At 69.9% G+C, this 24,367-nt stretch carries 21 protein-coding genes; 12 read left to right on the forward strand and 9 right to left on the reverse strand.

All coding sequences use genetic code 11. The features are described 5' to 3' along the window. On the reverse strand, window positions 1–1,257 hold the full coding sequence (locus tag OZ403_RS11850; RefSeq protein ID WP_140797858.1) for a DEAD/DEAH box helicase: 1,257 nt from the start codon (window positions 1,255–1,257) through the stop codon (window positions 1–3). An 82-nt stretch (window positions 1,258–1,339) separates the two neighbouring features. Between OZ403_RS11850 and OZ403_RS11855 the strand changes: the two genes are divergently transcribed. Both OZ403_RS11855 and OZ403_RS11860 read left to right on the forward strand, forming a co-directional pair. Continuing rightward, window positions 1,340–1,816 carry a putative toxin-antitoxin system toxin component, PIN family gene (locus OZ403_RS11855; RefSeq protein ID WP_237080318.1) on the forward strand — a complete coding sequence of 159 codons (477 nt, stop codon included), beginning with the start codon at window positions 1,340–1,342 and terminating at the stop codon, window positions 1,814–1,816. Between the two features lie 71 nt (window positions 1,817–1,887). Then, window positions 1,888–2,514, forward strand: coding sequence for a hypothetical protein (locus OZ403_RS11860; RefSeq protein ID WP_268784250.1), 627 nt, complete (start codon window positions 1,888–1,890; stop codon window positions 2,512–2,514). 78 nt (window positions 2,515–2,592) lie between these two features. Here the strand turns inward: OZ403_RS11860 and OZ403_RS11865 are convergent, their stop codons facing one another. Beyond that, window positions 2,593–4,119: an NADase-type glycan-binding domain-containing protein gene (locus OZ403_RS11865; protein WP_268784251.1), complete on the reverse strand. Its 1,527-nt coding sequence runs from the start codon at window positions 4,117–4,119 to the stop codon at window positions 2,593–2,595. Continuing rightward, entirely contained in the window at window positions 4,116–5,120 is a 1,005-nt protein-coding gene (locus tag OZ403_RS11870) for a multiheme c-type cytochrome (RefSeq protein WP_268784252.1), read from the reverse strand. The genes OZ403_RS11865 and OZ403_RS11870 overlap by 4 nt, the downstream gene beginning before the upstream one ends. A gap of 54 nt (window positions 5,121–5,174) precedes the next feature. Between OZ403_RS11870 and OZ403_RS11875 the strand changes: the two genes are divergently transcribed. Continuing rightward, window positions 5,175–6,188, forward strand: coding sequence for a zinc-dependent alcohol dehydrogenase family protein (locus tag OZ403_RS11875; RefSeq protein ID WP_268784253.1), 1,014 nt, complete (start codon window positions 5,175–5,177; stop codon window positions 6,186–6,188). 133 nt (window positions 6,189–6,321) lie between these two features. Here the strand turns inward: OZ403_RS11875 and OZ403_RS11880 are convergent, their stop codons facing one another. Beyond that, complete coding sequence (locus OZ403_RS11880) at window positions 6,322–8,412, reverse strand: RIO1 family regulatory kinase/ATPase domain-containing protein (RefSeq protein ID WP_268784254.1); 2,091 nt, start codon at window positions 8,410–8,412, stop codon at window positions 6,322–6,324. A 384-nt stretch (window positions 8,413–8,796) separates the two neighbouring features. Between OZ403_RS11880 and OZ403_RS11885 the strand changes: the two genes are divergently transcribed. The 5 genes from OZ403_RS11885 to OZ403_RS11905 all read left to right on the forward strand — a co-directional run bounded on the left by OZ403_RS11885 (window position 8,797) and on the right by OZ403_RS11905 (window position 15,938). Then, complete coding sequence (locus OZ403_RS11885; RefSeq protein ID WP_268784255.1) at window positions 8,797–9,360, forward strand: EF-hand domain-containing protein; 564 nt, start codon at window positions 8,797–8,799, stop codon at window positions 9,358–9,360. A 42-nt stretch (window positions 9,361–9,402) separates the two neighbouring features. After that, window positions 9,403–12,237, forward strand: a complete 2,835-nt coding sequence (locus OZ403_RS11890) for a response regulator (protein WP_328285523.1) — start codon at window positions 9,403–9,405, stop codon at window positions 12,235–12,237. A gap of 123 nt (window positions 12,238–12,360) precedes the next feature. Further along, the gene (gene gor / locus OZ403_RS11895) at window positions 12,361–13,779 is read left to right on the forward strand and encodes a glutathione-disulfide reductase (protein ID WP_268784257.1); all 1,419 of its coding nucleotides are present in this window, start codon (window positions 12,361–12,363) and stop codon (window positions 13,777–13,779) included. A 78-nt stretch (window positions 13,780–13,857) separates the two neighbouring features. After that, a complete protein-coding gene (locus tag OZ403_RS11900; RefSeq protein WP_268784258.1) occupies window positions 13,858–15,153 on the forward strand; it encodes a DNA polymerase beta superfamily protein in 1,296 nt (431 codons plus the stop codon). Next, window positions 15,150–15,938 (forward strand): nucleotidyltransferase domain-containing protein, encoded by a 789-nt coding sequence (locus OZ403_RS11905; protein WP_174258723.1) that lies wholly within the window; start codon window positions 15,150–15,152, stop codon window positions 15,936–15,938. Before OZ403_RS11900 ends, OZ403_RS11905 begins: the two co-directional genes overlap by 4 nt. Before the next feature lie 8 nt (window positions 15,939–15,946). On the opposite strand, the gene OZ403_RS11910 is transcribed toward OZ403_RS11905, so the two are convergent. The 3 genes from OZ403_RS11910 to OZ403_RS11920 form a co-directional block, all read right to left on the reverse strand. Continuing rightward, window positions 15,947–16,453, reverse strand: a complete 507-nt coding sequence (locus OZ403_RS11910; RefSeq protein WP_268784259.1) for a hypothetical protein — start codon at window positions 16,451–16,453, stop codon at window positions 15,947–15,949. 35 nt (window positions 16,454–16,488) lie between these two features. Further along, window positions 16,489–16,746: a DUF504 domain-containing protein gene (locus OZ403_RS11915; protein ID WP_171440814.1), complete on the reverse strand. Its 258-nt coding sequence runs from the start codon at window positions 16,744–16,746 to the stop codon at window positions 16,489–16,491. A gap of 107 nt (window positions 16,747–16,853) precedes the next feature. Continuing rightward, complete coding sequence (locus OZ403_RS11920) at window positions 16,854–18,224, reverse strand: BamA/TamA family outer membrane protein (RefSeq protein WP_140789597.1); 1,371 nt, start codon at window positions 18,222–18,224, stop codon at window positions 16,854–16,856. Window positions 18,225–18,341: 117 nt separating this feature from the next. On the opposite strand from OZ403_RS11920, the gene OZ403_RS11925 reads away from it, so the two are divergent. Both OZ403_RS11925 and coaA read left to right on the forward strand, forming a co-directional pair. Continuing rightward, window positions 18,342–19,073 (forward strand): M90 family metallopeptidase, encoded by a 732-nt coding sequence (locus OZ403_RS11925; RefSeq protein ID WP_174258724.1) that lies wholly within the window; start codon window positions 18,342–18,344, stop codon window positions 19,071–19,073. Window positions 19,074–19,142: 69 nt separating this feature from the next. Continuing rightward, the gene (gene coaA / locus OZ403_RS11930) at window positions 19,143–20,096 is read left to right on the forward strand and encodes a type I pantothenate kinase (protein WP_140789600.1); all 954 of its coding nucleotides are present in this window, start codon (window positions 19,143–19,145) and stop codon (window positions 20,094–20,096) included. A 7-nt stretch (window positions 20,097–20,103) separates the two neighbouring features. Here coaA and OZ403_RS11935 read toward each other — a convergent pair whose 3' ends face one another. Further along, entirely contained in the window at window positions 20,104–21,495 is a 1,392-nt protein-coding gene (locus OZ403_RS11935; protein WP_140789602.1) for an aldehyde dehydrogenase family protein, read from the reverse strand. Between the two features lie 230 nt (window positions 21,496–21,725). Further along, window positions 21,726–22,199, reverse strand: coding sequence for a GNAT family N-acetyltransferase (locus tag OZ403_RS11940; protein ID WP_174258725.1), 474 nt, complete (start codon window positions 22,197–22,199; stop codon window positions 21,726–21,728). Window positions 22,200–22,288: 89 nt separating this feature from the next. Here OZ403_RS11940 and OZ403_RS11945 point away from each other — a divergent pair, with 89 nt between their 5' ends. Together OZ403_RS11945 and OZ403_RS11950 are read left to right on the forward strand one after the other, a co-directional pair. Next, a complete protein-coding gene (locus OZ403_RS11945) occupies window positions 22,289–23,362 on the forward strand; it encodes an AbrB family transcriptional regulator (protein ID WP_140797873.1) in 1,074 nt (357 codons plus the stop codon). A 128-nt stretch (window positions 23,363–23,490) separates the two neighbouring features. Then, on the forward strand, window positions 23,491–24,354 hold the full coding sequence (locus OZ403_RS11950) for an NAD-dependent protein deacetylase (RefSeq protein WP_140789608.1): 864 nt from the start codon (window positions 23,491–23,493) through the stop codon (window positions 24,352–24,354). The last annotated feature ends 13 nt before the right edge of the window (window positions 24,355–24,367 follow it).

Here is a 24,367-nt window from a genome sequence, read left to right on the forward strand (position 1 = left end):
CTACGAGCGGCGCTTGCCATGCGAGCGCGCGTGCCGTCCCGGTGCCTGGTCCGGCGTGCGCTTCGACTGTCCGTGGTCCTTCTGCGGAGGGCCCGGGTCCTTCTGCGCGGCGAGGAAGCTCTCCCACGCCTCCTTGAAGACGGGGTCCTCGCGCGGCACCTGGACGCGGGGAATCTCCGAGCGCATCAGCTGCTCGATGCGCGTGATGACCTGCCCTTCGCGCGTGGTGGCGAAGGTCGAGGCGACGCCGCTGGCGGCGGCCCGGGCTGTGCGGCCGATGCGGTGCACGTAGTCCTCGGGCGCATGGGGCAGGTCGTAGTTGATGACGTGGCCCACGTCCTCCACGTCCAGCCCGCGCGCCGCGATGTCGGTGGCCACGAGGCAGCGGTAGGTGCCGTTCCGGAATCCCTCCATGGCCTGCTTGCGCTGGTTCTGCGTGCGGTCCGCGTGCAGCACCGCGGTCCGGTGTCCCGCGCGCTGGAGCGCCCGCTGGACCTTGTCCACGCGCTCCTTCGCCCGGGTGAACACCAGCGCCGTCGCAGAGTCCTGGGCCAGCAGGGTGAGCAGCAGCGGCGTCTTCTCCTCGGGCCGGAGGAAGTACAGCCGTTGCTCGGCGCGCTCGGCGGGCGTGCCGCTGCGGGTGACCTCCAGGCGCACGGGCTTGTACAGCCGGCTCTTGGCGAAGCGGGTGACGTCGGGCCCGAGCGTCGCGGAGAACAGCAGCGTCTGCCGGCGGCGAGGCAGGTGGGCGACGATGCGTTCGAGCTGCGGCAGGAAGCCCATGTCGAGCATCCGGTCCGCTTCGTCGAGGACGAGCGCTTCCAGGTGCGGGAAACGGATGTCGGTGTTCTCCATCAGGTCCACCAGCCGCCCGGGCGTGGCGATGACGAAGGAGGGCAGCGTCTTCAGGGCATTGACCTGCGCGCCCATGTCCTCGCCGCCAATGACGGTGGCGTGCGTGAGGCGGCGGGGCTCCGCGAAGAAGCGCACCGGCTCAGCGATCTGCTGGACCAGCTCACGCGTGGGGGCCAGCACCAGCGCGAGCGTGCCCTTCTTGCCCGCGAGCCGTTCCACCAGCGGGAGGACATACGCGGCCGTCTTGCCCGTTCCGGTGGCCGCGCAGCCGATGACATCCCTGCCGTCGAGTGCTGGAGGAATGGCCTGCTGCTGGATGGGGGTGGGCTGCGTGAAACGCGCGCGGCGCAGGGCGCCCAGCGTCTCCCGCGAGAGGCCCAGTTGTTCGAAGGAGTCGCTCACGGCTTGGGGGTACCACGTCGCGAGGCCTCGTGGGAAAGGGCCTCGCGGGTCAGGCGCCGTGATTCCCGCCCGCCAGGAGGGCATGATGGCCGGATTGGAACATCTGATGCCCTTCACTCCGCTGCCGGTGGTCCTGGATACCAACGTGGTCCTGGACCTCTTCGTGTTCGATGACCCCTACACACGCCCGCTGGCCGAGGCCCTTGCTGCGGGGACGCTGACCGCCTGGACGGACGCGGACACGCTGGCGGAGCTGGGCTACGTGCTGGCGTCGCGCAACTTTCAACCCGGCTTGGGAGCGCCCCAGCGGACCGCTGCGTTCGAGCGCTACCGGGCCCAGGTCCATCTGGCTCCGTCCGCCGAGTCCGTGCCCACGCCGTCATTGCCCCGCTGCCGGGACCGGGACGACCAGAAGTTCCTGAGCCTGGCCGCGCGAGCCGGAGCGGCGTGGCTGGTGAGCAAGGACAAGCGGGTGCTGTCCATGGCGGACCGTGCGGGCTTGTCTTTCGCCATCCTCACGCCCCGGCAGGCCGTGGCCCGCCTACCACCCAGGGGGTAGATACACGCCGCCCGCTCCGGAACATCGTTCGCGTCGAGCTGCACCTGCACTCGATTCCCAAGCGAGAGAACATGTTTCGGATTGCGATGGTCGTGGCGCTGACCCTGTCCACCCTCGTTGGCTGTGGTGGCGATGACGACAACCCTGGCGGCACGCCGCAGAAGGTGCAGTGTGATGCCTCGAGCTGCGCGGGCTGCTGCTTCAACAATGTCTGCCAGACGGGGACGTCGACCTCCGCGTGTGGCAAGGCAGGGGCTACGTGTCGGGCGTGTGGCACCGCGCAGGTGTGCAAGGCGGACCAGACCTGCGGCGTGGACCCGGAGGGGGTCTGGCGCGTGCAGCCCGTCTCCGCCCAGATTGCCACCAGCAACAATGGCTCGGCGTGGGACGCTGACAGCTCTCCGCCGGACGTGTTCGTCGAGATGGCCTGCCCGGGAGGCACGTCCGTGTTCATTTCGGACGTGGTGCAGAGCTACACGCCCGCGTGGACCACGGGCGGCTGTACGGCGCGAGCGAGCCAGTTGATGGCGGAGCCGTGGACCTTCCGCCTTTGGGACGAGGACTTGACGTCCGATGACACCATCACCGATGTCCTGGTCACGCGCTTCACCGAGCAGCACTTCGCCGCGGGCACCGTCACGGTTGGTGCTTCCGGCGGCATGACGTCGCTGACGGTGCAACTCCAGAAGCAGCCCTGAGCACGGGGGCTGAAGCGCACACGGCGGACCCGGACAGGGTTTCCGGGTCCGCCGAGGGCGTCGATACGCTGAGGCGGCTCAGGCCCGAGGCGCCGGGCGGTAGCGCAGCACCTGGACCCGGGTCTCGGAGACGAGGAAGCTGGTGATGGCCGTCGGGCTCGCCTTGCCGTTCGTCTCACCCCAGTCGATGACATGGATGCGCAGGGAGACGGTGCCCTCCATCATGATGTCCGTGTGGTCGTTCGTGAGAACGACATCCGCCTTCTCGCCCGCGTAGGTGACGAGCGTCTGGCGGAAGGCGTACCAGGACTCACGGCTCCCGGAGAGCTCGGACTTGCCCCGCAGGAATGCCGTGGGGCGGGCGAGTGAGCCCAGGAGGAAGTCGCCGCCGGTGAGCTGGTGTTTGAGCTTCTCTGCCGCGGGGAGGTTGGGGTCGCCGCAGCCCGTGCACTCGCCCGCGCAGGAGCAGTCGTAGCTGTCCTCGCTGGTCGCCGCGCGGCGCTTCTCGCACTTGCTGATGCAGGCCTTGGTCTGCTGGGCCTCCTTCTTGTCCAACTTCTCGATGCTCGCCAGCATCTGCGCCTGGCTGGCATCCGCCTCGAAGAAGGACGCGTCTCCCAGGTGGAGCAGCCCCGCGATGCGCACGATGCCGTCGCTCTCCATGGCGGACAGGGCCGTGCGCGCCGAGGCCGTCTGGGCCTTGAGCTGCGCCGGCTTGACGCGTGTCCACTTCGCGCGCGCCTCGGAGTCCTGACCTTCGTAGTCGAGGCTCGCGCGGTCGAAGAGCTCGGCCACCTTCTTCGCGCGCTCCAGCGCCGACTTGTAGCTGTCCTTCACCGGAACCGTGGAGAGCAGTCCGACGGCGTAGGTATTGCCCCGCGGAGGTTCACCTTCCTCGTAGGAGCGCTCCAGCGTGAGCAGTGTCTCCAGTTCGTAGCGGGGCGCCCACTCCATCTTGGATGCGCTACCGCTGCGGGTGGCGGCCTGCTTCCGCTCGAGCGCGAAGGCGCGGACCTGCTCGAAGGCCGCGGCCTCGGCCTCCGGCTTGTAGGGGTCTTCCCCCTCCACGTACACGCGGAAGTCACTGAGGCAGGTGTCGTCGTAGGACGTCCCGGGATAGGTGGAGACGAGCGTGAGCCGCACGCCGTGGACCTTGTTCGGGACGGGCAGGCGGACTTCCTGCCAGCCGAGGATGTCCTTCAGCTCCGTCTCCAGCACGGTGCCCGTCACCTGGGGACCCGTCTCCCCCTGGACCAGCGGCTCCAGCTTCACCTTGCGAGGCCGGGCGTTGGCGCGGAAGAGCTTGTCGGACTTCTGGAAGCCATTGCGAAGGAACAGGCGGTACGTCTTCGCGCGCGACAGCGCTGGTCCCCACCACTCGATGGCCTCGCCCTCGCCGCGGCCCTTGGCGCCTTCCACCCAGGCAGTGGCCGGGTCGTCATCCGCGATGTAGAGCGGCAGGTAGTTCTGCGCGTGCTTGTTCCAGCCGTTCTCCAGGAAGGAGGAGGCCGTCACACGGCGGGGATGCAGCCGGTTCGCCGACCCCGCATCGGGCTCGAGCATGACGGGCGGTGTCGCGGCAAGGAGGAGCGACAGGAGAATCATGGCGTGCGTTCCTTCGGGGTGTGGGGCGGCGGAAAGGGTTGGAGGGGCGATGCCCAGAGCACGAGCTGGGACAGGCCTGGCGGATAGAGCCCCGAGTCTTCCTGCTCGCGGGACACGAGGTGGTAGACGACGCGCGCGTACCGAGCCCCCGCGGGGACCGGCACTTTGCGTGTCTCTCCTGGCAGAAGGCGTGTGTCCTCCACCGCGCCCAGGTGGGGCAGGGGCTCGTGGGGCCACTCCCGGACCTCCAGGCTGCGGCCGAACGTGGCCACGGTGCGGGAGGATTCGAAGAGTGGGTCCTCGGACACGTCCACGCTCACCCAGCGCATGACGTCACCCGAGGGGAATGCATGGCCCACCTCGCGTGTGGAGACGCGGAGTGATGCGCCCGCCTGTTCCACCCGAAGCGCGGCCTTGAGAGACTCGGTGCGCCGCGTGCCGCCGAAGCCGTGATTCCCCTGGGGCATGTGGCAGGACGTGCAATGGCGCGTGTCGCCGCTCTGGGTCTGCCAGCGGCGCCACTCTCCCACCGTGTCCTGTTGAAGCTGCGTGGAGGACAGCCGCACCCGCTGCCCCGCGCTCGTCACCACGGGGAAGCCGAACTGGTGACAGCCCGCGCAGGGCATTCCGGGCGCCTGGCCTTCGTTGCCCGTGGGCGCATGGCAGCCGGCGCAGGTGACACCGTGTTCCTCGGGAGGACTGTCCTTGGGAAGCGGGCCCCGCTCCAGGTTCCGGGCGAGCGGCGCGTGACATTGCACACACCAGCCGGGCCGGTCCTCGGTCAACGCGACCTGAAAGACGTCATCCGTGCGGGCCGTGGCGTGCCCGCTGTGTCGCCAGGAGTCCACCTGGACGGTGTGGCATTCCGCGCAGCGCTGGACATTCCAGTCCGGCAGGCCATGCGGCGCGGGTCCCACTTCCATTCGCGCGGTGCCCTTGGGAAAACGTGGCGTGGGCGCTGTGGCCAGCAGCGAACAGGTGAAGAGGACGAGCACGGACACGGTGGCCCCGCACTGTAGGCGTGATTGGGAGGTGCGCGGTACAACTCCTCACCCATGAAAGCCTATGAAATCCAAGCGGGGTTCGGGTTGGACAAGCTGGTTCAGGTCGAGCGGCCGGACCCGACGCCCGGCCCCATGCAGGTACGGGTGCGTGTGAAGGCCACGAGCCTCAACTCGCGCGACTTGATGATGGTGGAGGGGCGTTACAACCCCCGGCAGAAGCTGCCACTCATTCCCAACTCGGACGCGGCGGGCGTGGTGGATGCGGTGGGCCCGGGTGTGACGCGGGTGAAGCCCGGTGACCGGGTGATGAGCCTCTTTTCCCAGGCCTGGAGCGCCGGAGAGCCCACGCGGGCGGCGCAGGTGAGCACGCTGGGCGGACCGTTGGACGGTGCCCTCGCGGACACGGTGCTGCTGCACGAGGACGGCGCAGTGCCCACGCCCGCCTATCTCTCCGATGAAGAGGCTGCGACGCTGCCGTGCGCGGCCGTGACGGCGTGGAGCGCGCTGGTCACCCATGGGGCGCTCAAGGCGGGAGACTCCGTCTTGCTTCAGGGCACCGGGGGCGTGTCCATCTTCGCGTTGCAGATTGCCAAGCTGCTGGGCGCGCGAATCATCATCACCTCCAGCAGTGACGCCAAGCTGGCGCGAGCCCGGACGCTCGGCGCGCATGAAGGCATCAACTACGGGACGACGCCGGACTGGGACAAGGCGGCGCGCGCGCTGACGGGCGGCGTGGGCGTGGACCACGTGGTGGAAGTGGGTGGGGCGGGGACCTTCGAGAAGTCGCTGCGCGCGGTTCGGCCCGGCGGCACGGTGTCTGTGATTGGCGTGCTCAGCGGCGGCGCCGGTGCGATGCCGCTGACGCCCATTCTCATGCAGAACCTGCGGGTGCAGGGCATCTTCGTGGGCCACCGGCAGAGCTTCGACGCGCTCAACCGGGCCTTCGCGCTGCACACCGTGCGCCCGGTGGTGGACCGCGTCTTCGAGTTCTCCGAGGCACGCGCTGCCTTCGAGCACCTCAAGAGTGGGGCGCACTTCGGGAAGGTGGTCGTCCGGGTGGGGTGAGGCAGTCCCCATCGCCAGACGTGCGCATCCGTGACGCCGCTTCGTCCAGGCACCGGCATTTTTCCGCCGGTGCCAGGGACGAGGTCATCGAAGTCGGGCCCCGGAGTTCGCTCCGGGAGCCCTCGATGACGGCTCAGGAACCCGCTTCGTGCGAGCCAGGGTCGGACGAGGAGGCCGGGCGGGCCACGTAGGAGACCTGGGGCCCGCCAGGTCGCGGTGAACGCGGACCTCCGCGGCCCTGGGACTGGCGCGGCTGTCGAGGGCTACCCTCGTTGCCGCTGTTGCCCGGACGGGATTCCCGGACCGTGTTCTGCGCGGGAGCGCCTGGCATGGACCGAGTCTCGACGACAGGCTCCGGCCTGCCATTGCCGCGCCGCTCGTTCCGGTCGGAGCGAGCCCCGCCGCCGCGAGGACCCCTCTGGTTCATCGGTGAGGCGAAGGTGTCGCCGCGAGGCTCGTTCCGTGACGGACGGCCGTTGTCGAACGCACGTTGCTCAGTCGTGGGCGCGCCCGGATTGCCACCGCGCGGGTTGGAGCGGGGCGGCCGGCCATTGCGTTGTTCGTTCTGGCGGGGGCCTCCTGAGGGCGCGCTGTCCGCGAACTGCTCATTCGGCTGGGAGGCGCCCATGCCTCTGCCGTTCGCACGCGACTCATTCTGGCGCCAGCCTCCTGGCTGGCCTCCATTTTCACGCCGTCCGGACGGACGCGAGCCTTCTGCATTGGCTCCGTCCGCGCGCTGCTCATTCTGGCGCGGGCCGTTCTGGAACCTGCCGTTCGCGCGAGGCTCATTTGAGCGCGGGCTGCCCTGGTAACCGCCGGTTGCTGTACGCGGTTCGTTCGCGCGCGCGCTGCCTTGTGAGTTACCAGTCGCACGAGGCTCGTTCGAGTGAGCGCCACCTTGGTGACCACCGTTCGCGGCACGCGACTCGTTTGAGCGCGCACTGCCCTGGGGGCCACCATTTGCACGAGGCTCGTTCGAGCGTGGACCGCCCTGGAGCCCGCCGTATCCGGCACGCGGTTCACTCGAGCGCGGACCGCCCTGCGCACCACCACTCGCACGCGGTTCATTCGAGCGCGGGCCGCCCTGCGCACCGCCACTCGCACGCGGCTCGTTCGAGCCCGAGCGCCCAGGCGCACCGCCGCCCGTCCGCTGCCCAGTCTGCGGCGGCCGTGCGCCGTTGCCTCCACCCCTCGGCGGGGGGCGGCCTCCGGCAAAACCCCGATTGCGCCCGCCCCGAGGCGGAGGTGCCGCCACCGCGGGCTTGCCACGCTCACCACCACCCTGCCTGAGCACCAGCGCCTCCAACTCCCGAAGCTCTGCCTCGGCGGCCTCTTCGGGCGTCATGTCGCGCTGGGGGGCGGCGGCTTGCTCGACCGGCGCGGGCGGCGGCGGACGGAACCCGCCTCTGCGCTCGTCACCCTGGGGCTGGAACCCCTGGTTCCGAGGCCCTCCGCGACCGTTCTGGCGAGGCCCCTCCCGGAAGTTGCCCGACGGCACGAAGTCCTGGGTGAGCTCCCGGCGCACGTAGGCATTCCAGATTTCGCTCGTGTCGCCCGCGGCGCCATGCAGCCAGGGCGCGGTGCTCGCGAGGAAGTTGCGGACGTTGTCCAGGTCGCGCCGGAAATAGAACTCCGCGCGGTTGTTGCGAGCAGCCGCCACTGTCTGCGGGAAGTCGATGATGACCGGCCCCGCATAGCTCATGAGGATGTTGTACGGGGACAGGTCGCCGTGGATGAGGTCGGCGCACAGCATGTTGACGACCTGCGCCCGCAGGTCCACGTAGAGGGCGTGCGCGTCCTCGGGGGTGGCGGGAGGGGCTTCCACCATGCGCGGGGCGGGGTGGCCCTCTGGATCCAGCACCACCTCCATGAGGAGGATGCCCTCGTAGAACAGCACCGGCGTGGGCACGCGCACACCTTGGGCGTGCAGCTTGTAGAGCGAGTCAGACTCCGCGCTCTTCCAGGCGTCCTCGGCGGCGTTCTGGCCGAAGCGGCTGCCCTTCTCCATGGCGCGGCGCGTGCGCGAGTTGCGCACCTCGCGGCCTTCCCGGTAGCCCACGTTGTTGCGGAAGCTGCGCTCGTGGCGCTCCTTATACAGCTTGGCCGCGACCACCTGGCCTGCGTGCTGGACCAGCCATACCTCGGCCTCCTTGCCCGTCTTCAACTGGCCGATGATGGCTTCGATGATGCCATCGGCCAGGAGGGTCTCTAGCGAGTCATTCATTCCGACGCGGGGTTCCAGTGGGGGCCGGGCAGGATTAGCGGTGCAGTAGCAAGCGTGCGGGCGGCCCTGTTCGCGGCGCACGGCGGCATGTGAACATCTCGCGGGCCCTTCTTGCTACCAACACGGTGCGGCAAGCAGCCAGGAAGGCTGGCGGACGGCCTGCTAGCAGTTTGTCTCCCGGGGTTCCAGGGTAGCCAGGGCTTTGAAGGCGCTGGGTGGGTCATCTTGGACCATGTTTTGGGCTTGATTCCAGGCCGTCCCCACCGTCCGCGTTCGCCAGGGGACGGAGGCCGCACACCGTAACGGGTGGGTTGGGGCGCGTGCTGATGCTTGGACCCGAGCGAGGGAGCGCTACGATGCGCGCCGTCCAGGGAGGGGTTCATCATGGCGACGAAGTCACGCAAGACGGCTGTTGCGAAGAAGTCATCCCGGCGTAGCGCGACAGCGAAGAAGACCACGGCGAAGAAGGCAGCGGCGAAGAAGACCACGGCCAAGAAGGCGGCGGCGAAGAAGACCACGGCCAAGAAGGCGGCGGCGAAGAAGACCACGGCGAAGAAGGCGGCGGCGAAGAAGGCCCCCGCGAAGAAGGCCCCCGCGCGAAAGGCAGCGACGCGGCGGACCTCCGAGTCTCGGCGTGAGCGGCCCACGACAGGGTCACCCTTCGTCGAGCAGGTGGAGACGACGTCCGCGGGGCTCCAGCCCCTGGCTCCCGTCCACGCCGCGGTGGACGAGTTCACCAGCTCCGGCAACGAGGTGCTCGACATCTTCCAGCGGTATGACCGCGACCGGACCGGCACCATCGACCGTGCAGAGTTCGCGCGCTTGTTGGAGGCGCTGGGGCAGAACATCTCCGACGAGGAATTGGAAATCGCCGTCGACATCGTCGACACGGACCGCACCGGGAAGATTTCCTGGAACGAGTTCAAGGCCTGGTGGAACAGCCGCTGACGGTTCGTTGCAACACCGTCCTGGTCCGCGCGCGCGTCTGGCATGATGCGGTCCGAGCGGGCCTTCATTCTCGTGGCAGGGGGAAGGGTGGCTGACCTGGCGTCAAGCGCACATGCAGCGGTTTTCGAGCACTCGCGGGATGGGGTGCTCGTGCTGGATGCTGGGCAGCGCATCGTGGAGGTCAACCGCGCCGCGGAACGCATCTTCGGGCCGCGTGCTGGACTCGTGGGGCAGCCGGTGGGGCTGCTCCTGCCCGGCTGGCGTCCTCCCGAGCCCCGCGCTCCCGCCGATGCCGCCCTGCGCGAGACGGAGCTGGCCGGACAGCGCCCAGGCGGCTCCGGCCCCGCGCACTACCTGCGGGTGGTGACGCTGCCCCTGTCCGGAGAAGGGGACGGGGGCTGGGTCTTGCAGCTCCATGACATGACGGCCCGCCTGGAGGTGGAAGCCTCGCTCCGGCAGCAGAAGGAGTTCTTCGAGGCGGTGGTCATCAACAGCCCGGTGGCCATCATCACCATCACCCGCCAGTTCCGCGTGCTGTCGTGGAACCCCGAGGCCACGCGCCTGTTCGGGTATTCGCCGGCGGAAGCGCTCGGCAAGCACATCTTCGAACTGGTCGCCACCGAGCCCACCGTCCTCCCGGAAGCGGAGCAGGCGTCGCGCGAGGTCGTGCAGCGTGGGCGGCTGCGCTCCGTCACCCGGCGGGTCCGCAAGGATGGCAGTGTGGTGGACGTGGAGCTGCGGGCGCTGCCGGTGTCGGTGGGCGGGCGGCAGCTCGGCTTCATCGCCATCTACCACGACATCTCCGACCTCGAACGGGCACGGAAGGCAGCGGAGGCGGCCAACCAGGCCAAGAGCTTGTTCCTGGCCACCATGAGCCACGAAATCCGCACGCCGATGAACGCCATCATCGGCATGACGGGTCTACTCCTGGACCGAGCGCTGACGGAAGAGCAGCGCGACTTCGTCGCCACCATCCGGCAGAGCAGCGAGGCGCTGCTGACGTTGCTCAACGACGTGCTGGACTTCTCCAAGATCGAGGCCGGTCGCTTCGAGGCGGAGCTGCGGCCTTTCGACCTGCGCCAGTGCGTGGAATCCGTCCTGGACCTGATGGCCGTGCGCGCCAGCGAGAAGGGGCTGGACCTGGGGTGTGACCTCGCGCCGCAGCTGCCGCAGATGCTGGTGGGCGATGCGTCGCGCCTCCGTCAGGTGCTGCTCAACCTGGTGGGCAACGCGCTCAAGTTCACCGAGCACGGCGGCGCGGTGGTGTGCGTGGAGGGCTCGGCCCTGGGCAGCGCGGAGGGCGCGGCGGACTGGGAGCTGACCTTCAGCGTGCAGGACACCGGCCCCGGCATTCCCGAGGACCGGCGCACGGGGCTGTTCCAGCCGTTCAACCAGTTGGATGCCTCCGTGTCGCGGCGCTTCGGTGGCACGGGGCTGGGGTTGGCCATCTCCAAGCGGCTGGTGGAGGCCATGGGCGGCACCATCTGGGTGGAGAGTGAGGGCGTGCCCGGACAAGGCACCACCTTCCGTTTCACCCTGCGCGCCCAGGCTGCGCCACAGGCCTACGCGGTGCAGCCGCGCCAGGAGCAGGGGCTGTTGCAGGGCCGGCGCGTGCTCATCGTGGACGACAACGCCCTGTTCCGAAGGTTGCTGGGCCGGCAGCTCCAGGCGTGGGGCCTGGTGCCCGTGGAGTTCGCGTCGGGGATGGAGGCGCTCGCCCAACTCGAGGCGGGGGCTTCGTTCGACGCGGTGCTCATCGACCACCACATGCCGGGGCTGGATGGCACCACGCTGGCCGAGCGCATCCGGCGGCGCGAGGAGACGCGGGCACTTCCCCTGGTGCTGGTGTCGACGCCGGGCCGGCGGGGCAATCCCCCCGAGGGCCTGTTCGCGGGCGTGTTGTCGCGTCCGGTGAAGGGCTCGCAACTCTACGACGCGCTGGTGTCGTGCTTCTCGCAGCACCTTCCCCAGCTCCCGGAGCCCCGGCAGACGCGGCCCTCGCGAGCAGGGCCCTTTCCGGGGGAGCGGCCGGGGGACACCGTACCGCTGGACATCCTCCTGGTGGAGGACAACGCCACCAATCAGAAGCTGGCGCTGCTGGTGCTGGAGCGGCTCGGCTACCGCGCTGACGTGGCGCTGAACGGACGCCAGGCGCTGCAGGCGTTGTCCCAGAAGCGCTACGACGCGGTCCTCATGGACCTGCAGATGCCGGAGATGGACGGCCTGGAGGCCACGCGCCGCATCCGCCAGGAGCTGCCGCCCAAGGCGCAGCCCTGGGTCATCGCGATGACGGCCAACGCCATGGACTCCGACCGGGAGCAGTGCTTCTCGGCGGGCATGGACGACTTCCTGGGCAAGCCCATCCGCGTGGAGGCGCTGACGGCGGCGCTGCTGCGCTGCCAGCCCCGGCGTTCGGAGGTGGCACCGGAGCGGCGGGTCGCGAGCGGCGCGGTCGCGCTGACGCCGCTGCAAACCGTCATGGAAGGCCTGCCGGACGCGGCGCGCATCCCGGGCCTGGAGTCAGCCGCGCTCGCCCGGCTGTGGGCGGAGCTGGGGGCACAGGCGGCGCAGATTCTCCCCGAGCTCATCGACACCGCGCTGCACAGCATGCCGGCGCTCCTGGAGGACGCGTACTCGGCCTTGGTGCGTGGGCACGCGGACGACCTGGGCCGGGCGGCGCATACGCTCAAGTCGAACGCGGCCTGGTTCGGCGCCAGCGCGCTGGAGTCGCAGGCCCGCGACATCGAAGTGCAGGCGGACTCCGGGCTGCTGGAGGACATGCCCGAGCGGCTCGAGCGGTGCCGGACGGAGCTGGAAGTGACGCGGCTGCTGCTGGGCCGCCTGCGTGACAGCGTCCTGGCCCTGTCCGGCGCCTGACACGCGGCGCATGGGGCGGCCCGGATTACGCGACGGAGGCGCACGTCGACGGTGCGCGACGCCCCATCCGAGCGCTATCTCTTCAGGTTCATTCGCGAATGCCACCGAGGAGATTCAAAGCGCATGGCCCGATACGACTTCGACCTGTTCACCATTGGCGGCGGCTCTGGCGGTGTGGCGGCAAGCCGCCGGGCCGGGGCACACGGGGCCCGGGTGGCGGTGTGTGAGGACCGCGACGTGGGCGGCACGTGTGTCCACCGTGGCTGCGTGCCCAAGAAGCTCCTGGTGTACGGCGCGCACTTCCGGGAGGAGTTCCAGGACGCGGAGGGCTACGGCTGGACGGTCCAGGAGCCGCTGTTCACCTGGAGCAAGCTGCTGGCCGCCAAGGACAAGGAGTTGGACCGGCTGCGTGGCGTGTATGCGCGCCTGCTGCGCGACTCGGGTGTGACGCTGATGGAGGGGCGCGGGCGCGTGGTGGACCCGCACACGGTGGAGGTGGCCGGAAAGCTGTACACGGCCGAGCGCATCCTGATTGCCACGGGCTCGCGGCCCTACCTTCCGCCCGACATCACCGGTATCGAGCACGCCGTCACCTCCGATGAGGCGCTGTCCTTCCCAGAGCTGCCTCGGCGGCTGGCCGTCGTCGGGGCCGGGTACATCGGCGTGGAGCTGGCGGGCGTCTTCCACGGGCTGGGCTCCCAGGTGACGATGCTGATTCGCGGCGCCAGCGTGCTGGGCGGGTTCGATGACGACGTGCGCTCCTTCCTCACGGAGGAGATGCGCAAGAAGGGCATCGAGCTGATGACGGACACCTTCATCCGGGACATCGAGAAGCGCGCCGAGGGCGGGGTCAGCCTGCTGACGGGCGGGGGCGAGACGGTGGAGGCGGACGCGGTGCTGTTCGCCACCGGGCGCGTTCCCAACTCGGGGGGACTGGGGCTGGAGGAAGTGGGGGTGGTGCTGGACGCACGGGGCGCGGTGGTGGTGGACGAGTGGTCCCGCACCTCGGTGGAGAGCATCTACGCGGTGGGCGACATCACCGACCGCATCAACCTCACGCCGGTGGCCATCTCGGAAGGGCGCGCCCTGGCGGAGACGCTCTTCAACAACAACCCGATGCAGATGGACCACACCAACGTGCCGTCGGCTGTGTTCAGTCAGCCGCCCGTGGCCTCGGTGGGACTGACGGAGCAGGAGGCGCGGGAGCGTCATGGGAAGCTGGACATCTATGTCACCAGCTTCCGCCCCATGAAGCACACCCTGAGCGGGCGCAACGAGCGCACCATGATGAAGGTGGTCGTGGAGCGCGAGTCCAACCGCGTGCTCGGCTGTCACATGGTGGGGACGGACGCGCCGGAAATCATCCAGGGACTGGCGGTGGCGGTGAAGTGTGGCGTCACAAAGAAGCAGCTCGATGCCACCGTGGGCATCCACCCCACCGCGGCCGAGGAGTTCGTCACCCTGCGCGACAAGCGGCCGGACCCCGACGAGCGCATGGCGGCGGAGTTGGGCCATGATGCGGCGGCGTCCACCCGGCGTTGAGGCCCGCCTCGGGTCAGGGCGGCGCTCGTCCCGCCGTCCCTGGGCGGCTTTCGCACCGATTCGAGAGGTGACGACCCCATGAGTGATTCATCGACGGAGGCTCCCTCCCCAGGCGGCGCGCGCATCCGGGGCCTGGAGCAGGTGGACCGGTTGTCGGTGCCGCTGCCCCACGGCACCGAGGTGACGACGCGCGTGGAGCGCCTGGCTTCCGGAGGCCGTCGCATCCCGCAGGGCGTGGTGGGCCGCGTGGTCCGCGCGCATGACGGCGGCTTCGACGTGCAGATTGTCGGCGTGGGGGAGGTGTGGTTCGCGCGGGACGAGCTGGTGCCCCGGCGTCCGGGACAGGTGCAGTTCGCCCAGCGTCGCGAGGCGGCCTGGAGCGCGCTGACGCCGTGTGTGGTGCTGGAGACGCGCGTGGGCAGCCATGCATGGGGGCTGGCCGACGAGCGCTCGGACGTGGATGTGCGCGGCGTGTTCGCCTTGCCGCTCCCCTGGCGGTTTGGACTGGTCGACGCGCCCAGGGACTTGGTGAGCGCGGATGGCAGCACCACGTACTGGGAAGTCCACAAGGCGGTGGAGCAGGCGCTCCGCGCGGACCCGAACACGCTGGAGACGCTCTTCGTTCCGGGCGTGAAGGCGTTGGACCCGGTGGGCGAGTGGCTCCTGGCGGAGCGCGACGCCTTCGTGTCCAAGGCCCTGTTCGGCAGCTTCGGGCGGTATGCCATGAGCCAGCTCGACAAGCTCACGCGCAGCCAGCGGCTGGCGGAGCATCGGGACTTGCTGCTCGAGTGGCTGTGCGAGGAGCCCGCGCCGGACCTGGACGAGGTGGCGCGCCGGCTGTCGGCCGTGTCGCCCCGCGAGGCGCCGTCGGCGCAGGATGCGCTGCTGGCGGCGAAGACGTACGTGAAGCAGCTCTACCGCTCGCTCTGGGACCAGGGGCTGTTGGCGGCCAATGATTTCAAGGCGCTCACCGCCTATGCGCGAAGCGGCGGTCAGCGGCCTCCCTCCGCGCGCGAGCTGCGCCCGAAGAACGCCTACAACCTGCTGCGGCTGGTGGCCACGGCGACGGGGTGGCTGCGCGAGGGCGCGCCCGTCTTCGAGGCCTCTGGCGCACTGAAGGCGCGGCTGCTGGACATCAAGGCGGGCCGCGTGCCGCTGGAGGACGTGCTGCGGGACGCGGAGGCGCTGGCGCCGGACCTGGAGGCCGCGCACCGGGAGAGCCGTCTGCCGGAGCATCCGGACTACGAACGCGCGGACCGGTTGCTGCGGCGCGTGGGCGAGGAGTTGGCGCGGCGCTGGGTGCTGAAGGAACCCGGGCCACTGGGACGTGACGCGCCGGAGGCCCCGGCCATGGCGTGGAGGGATTCGGAATGAAGGGCACCTTGACGGAACATCAACGCGCGATGGCGGACCGGGTGCTGGACGAGGAGTCCCGGCACCGCTCGCATCTGGTCGTCTCCCTGTCCGGAGCGCACGCCTATGGCTTCCCCTCGCCGGACAGCGACCTGGACCTGAAGTGCATCCACGTCGCGCATACCGCGGCGTTGTTGACGCTGCAGCCCGTGCACGTCCCCACGGAGCGACTGGAGGTGCTGGAGGGCGTGGAGGTGGACTACTCGTCCAACGAGCTGCTGCCTGTGCTCCAGGGCATCCTGCAAGGCAATGGGAACTACCTGGAGCGGGTGCTGGGGGCCATCCCCCTGCGCGTGTCTCCGGAGCTGGAGTCGCTGCGTCCGCTGGTGCGCGCGGTGTTGTCGCGCAAGATGTACCGGCACTACAACGGCTTTGCCCAGGGACAGCTGCGCGAGTGGGAGAAGAGCGGCTTCCGGTCGGCGAAGCGGCTGCTCTACGTGCTGCGCACCACGCTGACGGGGACCCATGCGCTGCGGACCGGCGTGGTGGAGACGGACGTCACGGAGCTGCTGTCTCAGTACGGCTTCGCGGATGCCCATGCCCTGGTGGAGCAGAAGCTGCGCGGGGAGAAGAGCGAGCTTCCGGAGGCCCTGAGCGAGCGGTGGCGCGGCGAGGTGTCGCGTGCGTTCGAGGTGCTTGAAGCCGCGCGGGCGGACTCGGTGCTGCCCGAGTCGCCGCCCGACGAGGCCGTGGCCGCGCTGGAGGCGTGGATGCTGGACCTGCGGCGGAGGCGCTTCGACGGATAGCCGCTGGTTCAGGGCGCCAGCGCCGCCCGGATGAGGGGCCTCACCTCCGTGGAGAGGCGCATCGCGAAGCTGACGACGCCCGCGCCCGGGTCATCCCGCTGCAGGTGCATCCCGAGGACGGCGTAGTCGCCCGCGTCCCGGTCCACCCAGGGCGTCCATCCGAACTCGAAGCGTGTCCCGGGAGCCGCCACGGCCACCCGCCGGTCCGGCGCGAAGTCCCCGACGATGTGCTCGTACACCTTCCGGTCCTGCGCGTCGTACACCGCGAGGCCCAGTCCCGGGACGGAGGCACCCGCCTCTGCGACGCGTGCCTCCAGCACGGCGGTCACCGTGACCCACGGTGAGCCGGCGTCCGGCTCCGGGGTTCCGGCATCGTCAGGCGGGTTCCCCGCGTCGGGCTGGGGAACTCCCGCGTCCGGGGCGGGTGGGGACGCTCCACCATCCGGGGGGGGCGCGTCCGATTCACCACAGACAGCCAGGACGACTCCAAGTACGACCAGCAGGGGTCGCGACATGCTCGTGATTTTCGCCTCTGTTCCCCTTCAACCCGCTACCCGGGCGGAGGTTGCGGCGAATCCAGCAGGTCCAAGCGCTGCTCGCGGTCCCAGACCACCTGGTGGCCTCGCTTGAAGTACCAGACGCGGTGCCAGGGAATCTCGCCGTCCGGAACGAAGGCCGCGAACGGCATCTCCTCGCGCGTCTCTCCATGGGCGTCGTAGCCGATGGTGAACTCGCGGGGGTCGAACCGCGGGTCCCATTGGATGCGGTGGTAGACCTCGCGGCTGGTCGTGAAGCGTTCGTCGGACATGGCGGGCTCGCGTGAAGCGGGGAGGGGAGACGCGCCTGCCCTCATGACATGGAGGCATGGCGCGCCGCACCCGACGCCCCACCACGGGGCCGCCTGACGTGTCGTCCCTAGGACGGATTCACCCCCGCCACCAGATAGAAGCGGAACTCGCCCGAGTTGACGCTGTAGGCCGCGTCCACGCCCACCAGGGGCAGCACGATGTTGCGCAGGTACAGCCGCAGGCCGGCGCCCACGCCCTGGGCCACCGTGGCGTTCCCCAGCCCGTCTTCCGCGTCGGGCAGGTAGCTGCGCACCACGCGCCCATTGACGTCCCTCAGCTCCCGGTCACCGGGCAGCTTGCGCCACATCATCATCCCCGTGTCGGAGAAGGCGACGCCGCGGAAGGACAGCGGGTTCACCGTGAAGAGGGGGAAGTGGTACTCGGCGGTGAAGGACAGTCGCGTGTCGCCCCGGAACTGGCGGTAGACGAAGCCGCGCAATGAATTGCCGCCCATCACGAACTCCTGATGGAACGGCAGGTCCACCCCCGCCACGGCCTCGCCGCGCAGCACCAGGTTGTGTTCACCCACCAGCCGCAGGCCATGGCGGTACAGCAGTCCGAAGCGCTCGTAGCGGAAGTCACTGCCGACGCCGGGGTTGGAGAGCTCGTAGGATGCCTCAAGGTTGAGGCCCTCCATGACCGCGTGCAGGTTCTGCCGCGTGTCGATGCCCACCATCAGCCGCAGCGACGCATCCTGTTGCGACGGGCCCAGGGAGAACGCGGGCGTCGTCACCTCCTCGGAGGTGTCGGGGGACTTCGCGTCGATGGACATCAGCCGGTACTTGGCCGCCGCGCGTACGCGCTCGAACAGCAGGAAGCCCAGCTCTCCGGCGATGGACGCGGAGTTCATCCGCGTCCGTCGCACCACCTCTGGGCGCCGCTGGCCGGAGCCGGCCTGGTACTCGTCTACCCGGTCGCTGCGAAGCTGGCCTTCCAGGCTGAAGCGGAGCTGGGGCAGCCCGAAGAGGTTCGGGTCCAGGAAGCCCGCGAAGATGCCGCTCTCCGCCGTGCTCACCTGGGCCGCTGTCGCGAACTTCTTGCTGCGGCCCCAGAGGTTGTTCTCCGCGTACAGCACGCCGCCGCCGACGTTGTCGGATTGCAGCACGAAGGTGGGCGCCACCACCCAGGATGCCTTGTCCTCCACCTCCAGAATCAGCCGCACCCGGCCCGGCCCGGAAGGCTCGTAGCTGACCTTCACCTCCTGGAAGAGGCCCGTGGCGACCAGCCGCCGCTCGACCTTGGCCAGGTCCTCGAGCGCGAGCGGGTCTCCTTCCCCCACACGCGCATAGGCGCGCACCGTGTCCGGCTGGGTTTTCTCCGGGCCGCGGACCACCACTTCCTCGACGACCGGGTCTGACTCCGTGATTTGCGCCGGTGCCTGGGACGCCAGGAGGCTCAGCCCCAGCGCCGCGCATCGAACCCACACGCGTCTGCTCATCGCTCGTTGCACGTCCGTGAAAGGGGCTGCCGGCCAGCGCCCGCGAGGCGCAATCTACCTCCAGTTTCGTCCCGGGAGGTGCTCCTCGCGCCGTGCCCCTCTGCTATGCCAGGGCGCATGCTCTCCTTCATTCGCCAGTTCCGGCGTCGGCGACTGCTTCGCCGCCCCTTTCCGGAGGCCTGGCTGGGCTACCTCGACGCGCGCGTGCCCTTCTTCCGCAGCCTCTCCCCGGAGCTGCGGCAGCCCTTCCTGGACAAGCTCAAGGTGTTCGCGTGGGAGAAGGAGTTCATCGGCGCCGGCGGCCTGGAGGTCACCGACGAGATTCGCGTGGTGATATCCGCCACCGCGGTGCAGCTCGTGGTGCACCTGGGCCTGTCGTATTACGACCGGCTGCGGGAGGTCATCGTCTATCCCGGCGCCTTCCGAATCCCGGACCGCACGGGCGGGGTGCTGGGCGAGGCGAAGAACTGGGGCTCCGTCATCCTCTCGTGGGAGTCGGTGCTCGCGGGGCTGCGCAACCCGGACGATGGTCACGACACCGCCACGCATGAGTTCGCCCACGTGTTGGACCGGGCCGACGGCGCCTTCGATGGCACGCCCAACCTGCGCGCGTATTCGCATTACCGGGTCTGGAGCGCGGTGATGAGCGAGCACTTCCACAAGCTTCAGCAGGGCCAGCGGCGAGAACGACAGGTCCTGGATGACTATGGCGGCCTCAACGAGGCCGAGTTCTTCGCGGTGGCCACCGAATCATTTTTCGAGAAACCCCGGCAAATGCAGGAGAAGACGCCGGATCTCTATGAGGAGCTGAAGCGCTTCTACGGGTGGGATCCCGCGGCTGGCGCCTGAACGTCCGAGCGCGAACGTCCCGGCTGTGCTACGCGGCGGCCTGGATGTTCATCTCCTGGAGTGGAATCCATGGCCTCAGCCACCAGTCCGTCCGCCTCCATGTTCATCGACCTGGAACGGGAGGCCTGGCGGGCGCTGCGTGCCGCCACGCCTCTGCCGCTGGGGTCCGAGGAGATTGATGGACTGCGGGGCCTGGGAGAGCACCTCGACCTGGACGAGGTGGTGGACGTCTACCTGCCTTTGTCCCGGTTGCTGAACCTGCAGGTGGCCGCGGCGCAGCGGCTCTGGGCGGAGCAGCAAGCCTTCCTGGGAGGTTCGGCGCAGAAGGTGCCGTACATCATCGCCATCGCCGGGAGCGTGGCGGTGGGCAAGAGCACGACGGCGCGCATCCTCCAGGCGTTGCTGAAGCGGTGGCCGGACCACCCGCGCGTGGAGTTGGTGACGACGGACGGGTTCCTCTTCCCCAACGGTGTCCTCACCGAGCGCGACTTGATGAAGCGCAAGGGCTTCCCGGAGAGCTACGACCGGCGCGCCCTGGTGCGCTTCCTGGCGGAGCTGAAGGCCGGGCGCGCGGAGGTGGCGGCGCCGGTGTATTCGCACCTCGTCTACGACGTGGTGCCCGGTGAGTCGCAGGTCGTCCGGCAGCCCGACATCCTCATCCTGGAAGGACTCAACGTCCTCCAGGCAGGGGCCCAGGAGGGGAAGCAGATGCCGGCGACGTTCCTCTCCGACTTCTTCGACTTCTCCATCTACGTGGACGCCCACGAGCACGACATCCGCCGCTGGTATGTGGACCGTTTCCTCAAGCTTCAGCAGACGGCGTTCCGCGACGACCGCAGCTACTTCCGCCGCTTCTCCGAGCTGAACCACGAGCAGGCGATTCAGCTCGCCGAGTCGGTGTGGGGCGAAATCAACGGGCCCAACCTGGCGCAGAACATCGCGCCCACCCGTTCGCGCGCGCGCCTCATCCTCCTCAAGGGCCCCGACCACAAGGTGAAGCGGGTGAGGCTGCGCAAGCTGTAGCCGCGCTTCAGAAGCGCAGGCGGTAGTGGAGCGCCTTGGGCCGCGTCAGGGCGTCGAAGCCCAGCGCGCTCAGCGTCACGCCGCGTCCGGAGTTCTTCACGCCGCTCCAGGGCAGCGCGGGGTCCAGCGCGTCGCAGCGGTTCATGTAGACGGTGCCCGCTTCCAGTTGCCGCGCCAGCCGGTCCGCGCGCTCCCGGTCGGACGTCCACACGCTCGCGGTGAGGCCCAGCCGCGAGGCATTCATCAGCGCCAGGGCCTCCTCATCCGAGTCCACAGGCGCGATGGGCAGCAGCGGCCCGAAGGACTCTTCACGCATCAGTCGCGCCTGGGGGCTCACGTCGCGGAGCAGGGTGGGCTCGAAGAACCGGCCCCGTCCCTCCACTTGTGTCGCGCGGCCACCGGTGACGAGCCGTGCGCCCAGGCTCGTGGCGTCCTGGACGAAGGACTGCAGCTCGGCGGGGTGCCAGGGCTGGGCGATGGGGCCCATCGTTGTCTGCTCGGACTCCGGGTCGCCCAGCACGTAGGCGCGCACGAGTGGCTCCGCGGCGGCGACGAAGCGCTCGTACAGCGAGCGGTGCACGTACACCCGCTCCACGGCGCAGCAGCTCTGCCCCGCGTTGTACATGGCACCATCGACGATGTTCTCCACCGTCTTGTCGAAGTCACAGTCCGGCGCGACGTAGGCCGGGTCGTTGCCTCCCAGCTCCAGGCCAATGTGGAGGAAGCGCTCACGCGCGGCCGTCTGCATCTTGTGGCCGCCGAGCACCGAGCCCGTGAAGAGGACGTGGTCCACACGCGCGTCACCGACGAGCTGCTCCGTCCCTGGGTAGTCCAGGAAGATGGCCTGCACCGCGCCGTCGGGCGCGCCTGCTTCGGCGAAGGCGCGCGCGAAGTGGCCACCGCACAGGGGCGTGCGCGGCGAGTGCTTGACGATGACCGCGTTGCCCGCGAGCACGGCGGGCGCGATGGCATTCACCGCGGTGAGGAGTGGGTAGTTCCAGGCAGGCAGGTCCAGCACCACGCCCAGCGGCTCCTTCGCGATTCTCCGCTCGAAGCCGTCCTTGGGCGGCAGGACGATGTCCGCGAGGGATTCCTCGGCGATGGCGGCCATGTGGCGCAGGCGTCCCGCCATGCCGCCCACCTCACCCCGGGACTGGGACAGCGGCTTGCCCATCTGCCGGGTGATGTCCCGTGCGATGGCGTCGGCGTTCTTCTCCATCGCCTCGCACGCGCGCAGCACCAGCTTCACTCGCTCCGCCACGCTCAGGGCGCGCAGCGCGCGCGACGCGGCGCGGGCTCGCTCCAGCACGGTGTCCAGCTTCGCGGGCGAGGTGGGCTCGACCGAAGCGGCGACGTCGCCGGTGAAGGGATTGTCGACGATGTGAGTGCTCTGGCTCATGGCCTCGCAGGAAAGCCATGGACGTGCATCGCGTCATGGGCCCGCGAAGTTGCCGGCCGCCTGGGTCCCCCGGCACGTGCGGTACGCGACAGATGGTGTCCGGGAAGTGTTGTCGTCCCATCGCCAGCCTCCGTGCCTCAGGCGTCGGGGGGCGGGGGCGTGCCGCAGCGCCATGCCCAGCAGTAGCCAGGCCTCGGTCTCGTCCCCCATCGCGAGGCCGTGGCCCGGCGTCAGCGCGTCCCGCCCGCTGGCCGCACCATGTCGATGTGGGGAATGCCGTCCTCGTCGTAGACGTCGCCCTGCGTCTGGAAGCCGAAGCCTTCGTAGAAGCGCTGGAGGTAGTGCTGGGCCCCGATGTGGATGGCGGCCTGTGGGTACAGGCTGTCCAGCCGGGCAATGCCACGCGCCACCAGCTCGCGCCCCAGCCCCAGGGCCCGTGCGCGGGGCGACGTCACCACGCGGCCCAGGCTGCTCTCCTGGGGATACTTCACACCGGGAGGCAGCACCCTCAAGTACGCGGCGAGCAGCCGGGTACCCTGCGACTCCGTGTGGAGCAGCAGGTGTTCCGCGCTCCGGTCGAAACCGTCCACGTCCTGGTAGATGGAGCGCTGCTCCACCACGAAGACTTCCTGTCGCAGGGCGAGCACGTCGTACAACTCGTCGAGGGACAGCGCCTGGAAGGACTTCCATTGCCAGCGTCGCATGAGGAGGGCGTCTAGCACGGGTAAGCGTGCGGGGCCCTCTTCGGCGGATACCCGGCGCGTGTCTCATCCTTCATTGTACGCTCGGCACCGTGATGACGAATGACTCCGCGCCTGGACGCCGCTCACGCCGCGTGGTGGCCGTCACCGTGGCGACGCTGCTCGCCGCTGGACTCGCGGAGCTCGCCCACCTGCCTGCCGGGGCGTTGCTGGGGGCGATGGTGGTGTCGATCGCCGCGTCGCTGACGCTGTCCGTGCACGTCCCGGTGCCGCGCCGGGGGCTGCTGGTGGCGCATTCGGTGCTGGGGGGCGCGCTGTGTTCGTCCTTCTCTCCGGAGGCCTGGAGCGCGCTCGCGGACAGCTGGGCCGTGTCACTGGGCGCCGTGGTGGGCGTCGTGGCCGTGGCGCAGGGCGTGGCGTTGGTGTGCGCGAAGCTGGGCTACCTGGACCCGCGCACCGCCACCTTGGGGCTGATGCCGGGGGGCGCGTCCGCGATGGTGGCGCTGAGCGACGAGCTGGGCGCGGACGCGCGGCTGGTGACGCTCTTCCAGTTCATGCGCCTGTGCATCGTGATTCTCGTGGCCGTGGTGGTGGGGCGGTGGGCGGGGGACACGCCGGACGTGGCGGTGGCCCGCGCGGCGGACCTGCCGGGCTCGCCGCCACCGCTGTGGGCATGGCTGACGACGGCGGCGGTGTCCGCCGTGGGCAGTGTCCTGGGGCTGCGCTTGAAGTTGCCGGCCGGTGCCTTCCTGGGGCCCGTGTTGCTGGGCATCCCCCTCACGGCGCTGGGCCTGCCGGTGGGCGCGTGGCCTCCGGGCCTCCTCCCGTTGGGCTTGTGGGTGCTGGGCGTGCGCGTGGGCAGCCAGTTCGATTCCTCGGCGGTGCAGGAGCTGAAGCGCGTCGCCCACGTCGCACTGGCGGCCTCGGTGGCGATGGTGGTGGGGTGTCTGCTGCTGGCGTGGGGCTGGTCCGCCGCCACGGGCGTGGACCTGCTCACCACCTACTTCGCGACGTCTCCAGGCGGCGCCGACTCCGTGCTGGCCATCGCGCTGGGCACGCGTGCCACTTTGTCCGTCGTGCTGGCGGTCCAGGTGGGACGGCTGCTCTTGATCTTCCTCGTCGCGCCGACGTTCCTGCGCAGGCTGTCTCCCGCCCGGCACGCGTGAGCACCCCGCTGGCCAGGCTGGCAGGCGTGCGTGCCTGAGCGAGCGGGGGCAGGTGTGCGTCCGGCGGGGCCCAGGCGAGGGCGGACGTCCGGCGCGGCCAGGGACGCGCGGTTAGTATGTAGGCCGCGATGACTGCCCCGCACGATGCCCTGTATGTCCCCAGCCTCGCTCCGAGCGTGGAGGCGCTGGCCTCATTGCTCACGCGCCGCAGTACGGTGGTGCTCACCGGGGCGGGATGCAGCACCGAGTCAGGCATCCCCGACTACCGGGGGCCAGGGACGCGGGCACGGGCGCGCAACCCCATCCAACATCGCGAGTTCCTCACGCGTCCCGAGGTCCGGGCGCGCTACTGGGCGCGAAGCCTGATGGGCTGGCCGCGCTTCTCCTCGGCCCGGCCGAACGCGGCGCACGCTGCGCTGGCGGAGCTGGAGCAGGCGGGCCACGTCCGAGGCCTCATCACCCAGAACGTGGACGGGCTGCACCATGCCGCTGGCAGCTCACGGGTGATTGAGCTGCATGGCGCGCTGGCCCAGGTCCGCTGCCTGGCGTGCGGCGCGCAGGAGGCGCGCGAGGCGTTGCAGGCGCGGCTGCTGTCGCTCAACCCTGGCTTCTCCCACGAGGTGCTGGAGCTGCGTCCGGACGGTGACGCGGACCTGACCTCCGAGCAGCTGTCGTCCTTCCAGGTGCCGGCGTGCCTGGTGTGTGGCGGCACGCTCAAGCCGGACGTCGTCTTCTTCGGCGACAACGTGCCGGTTCCCACCGTGGCGTCGGCGTTCGCCCTGTTGGAGGAGGGCGACGCGCTGCTGGTGGTGGGCTCTTCGCTGGCCATCTTCTCCGGCTACCGCTTCCTGGTGCGCGCGTCCGAGCGCCGGATGCCCATCGCCATCCTCAACCTGGGGGAGTGCCGGGGCGTGGAGCTCGCGGACGTGCACCTGGAGGCCCGGGCGGGAGATGCGCTCCCCCGGCTCGCGGCGGCACTGGTCCGGGGCTGACGGGCCACGCGGC

The organism is Myxococcus sp. NMCA1, from assembly GCF_026810205.1.
GTDB classification, from domain to species: Bacteria; Myxococcota; Myxococcia; order Myxococcales; family Myxococcaceae; genus Myxococcus; species Myxococcus xanthus_A.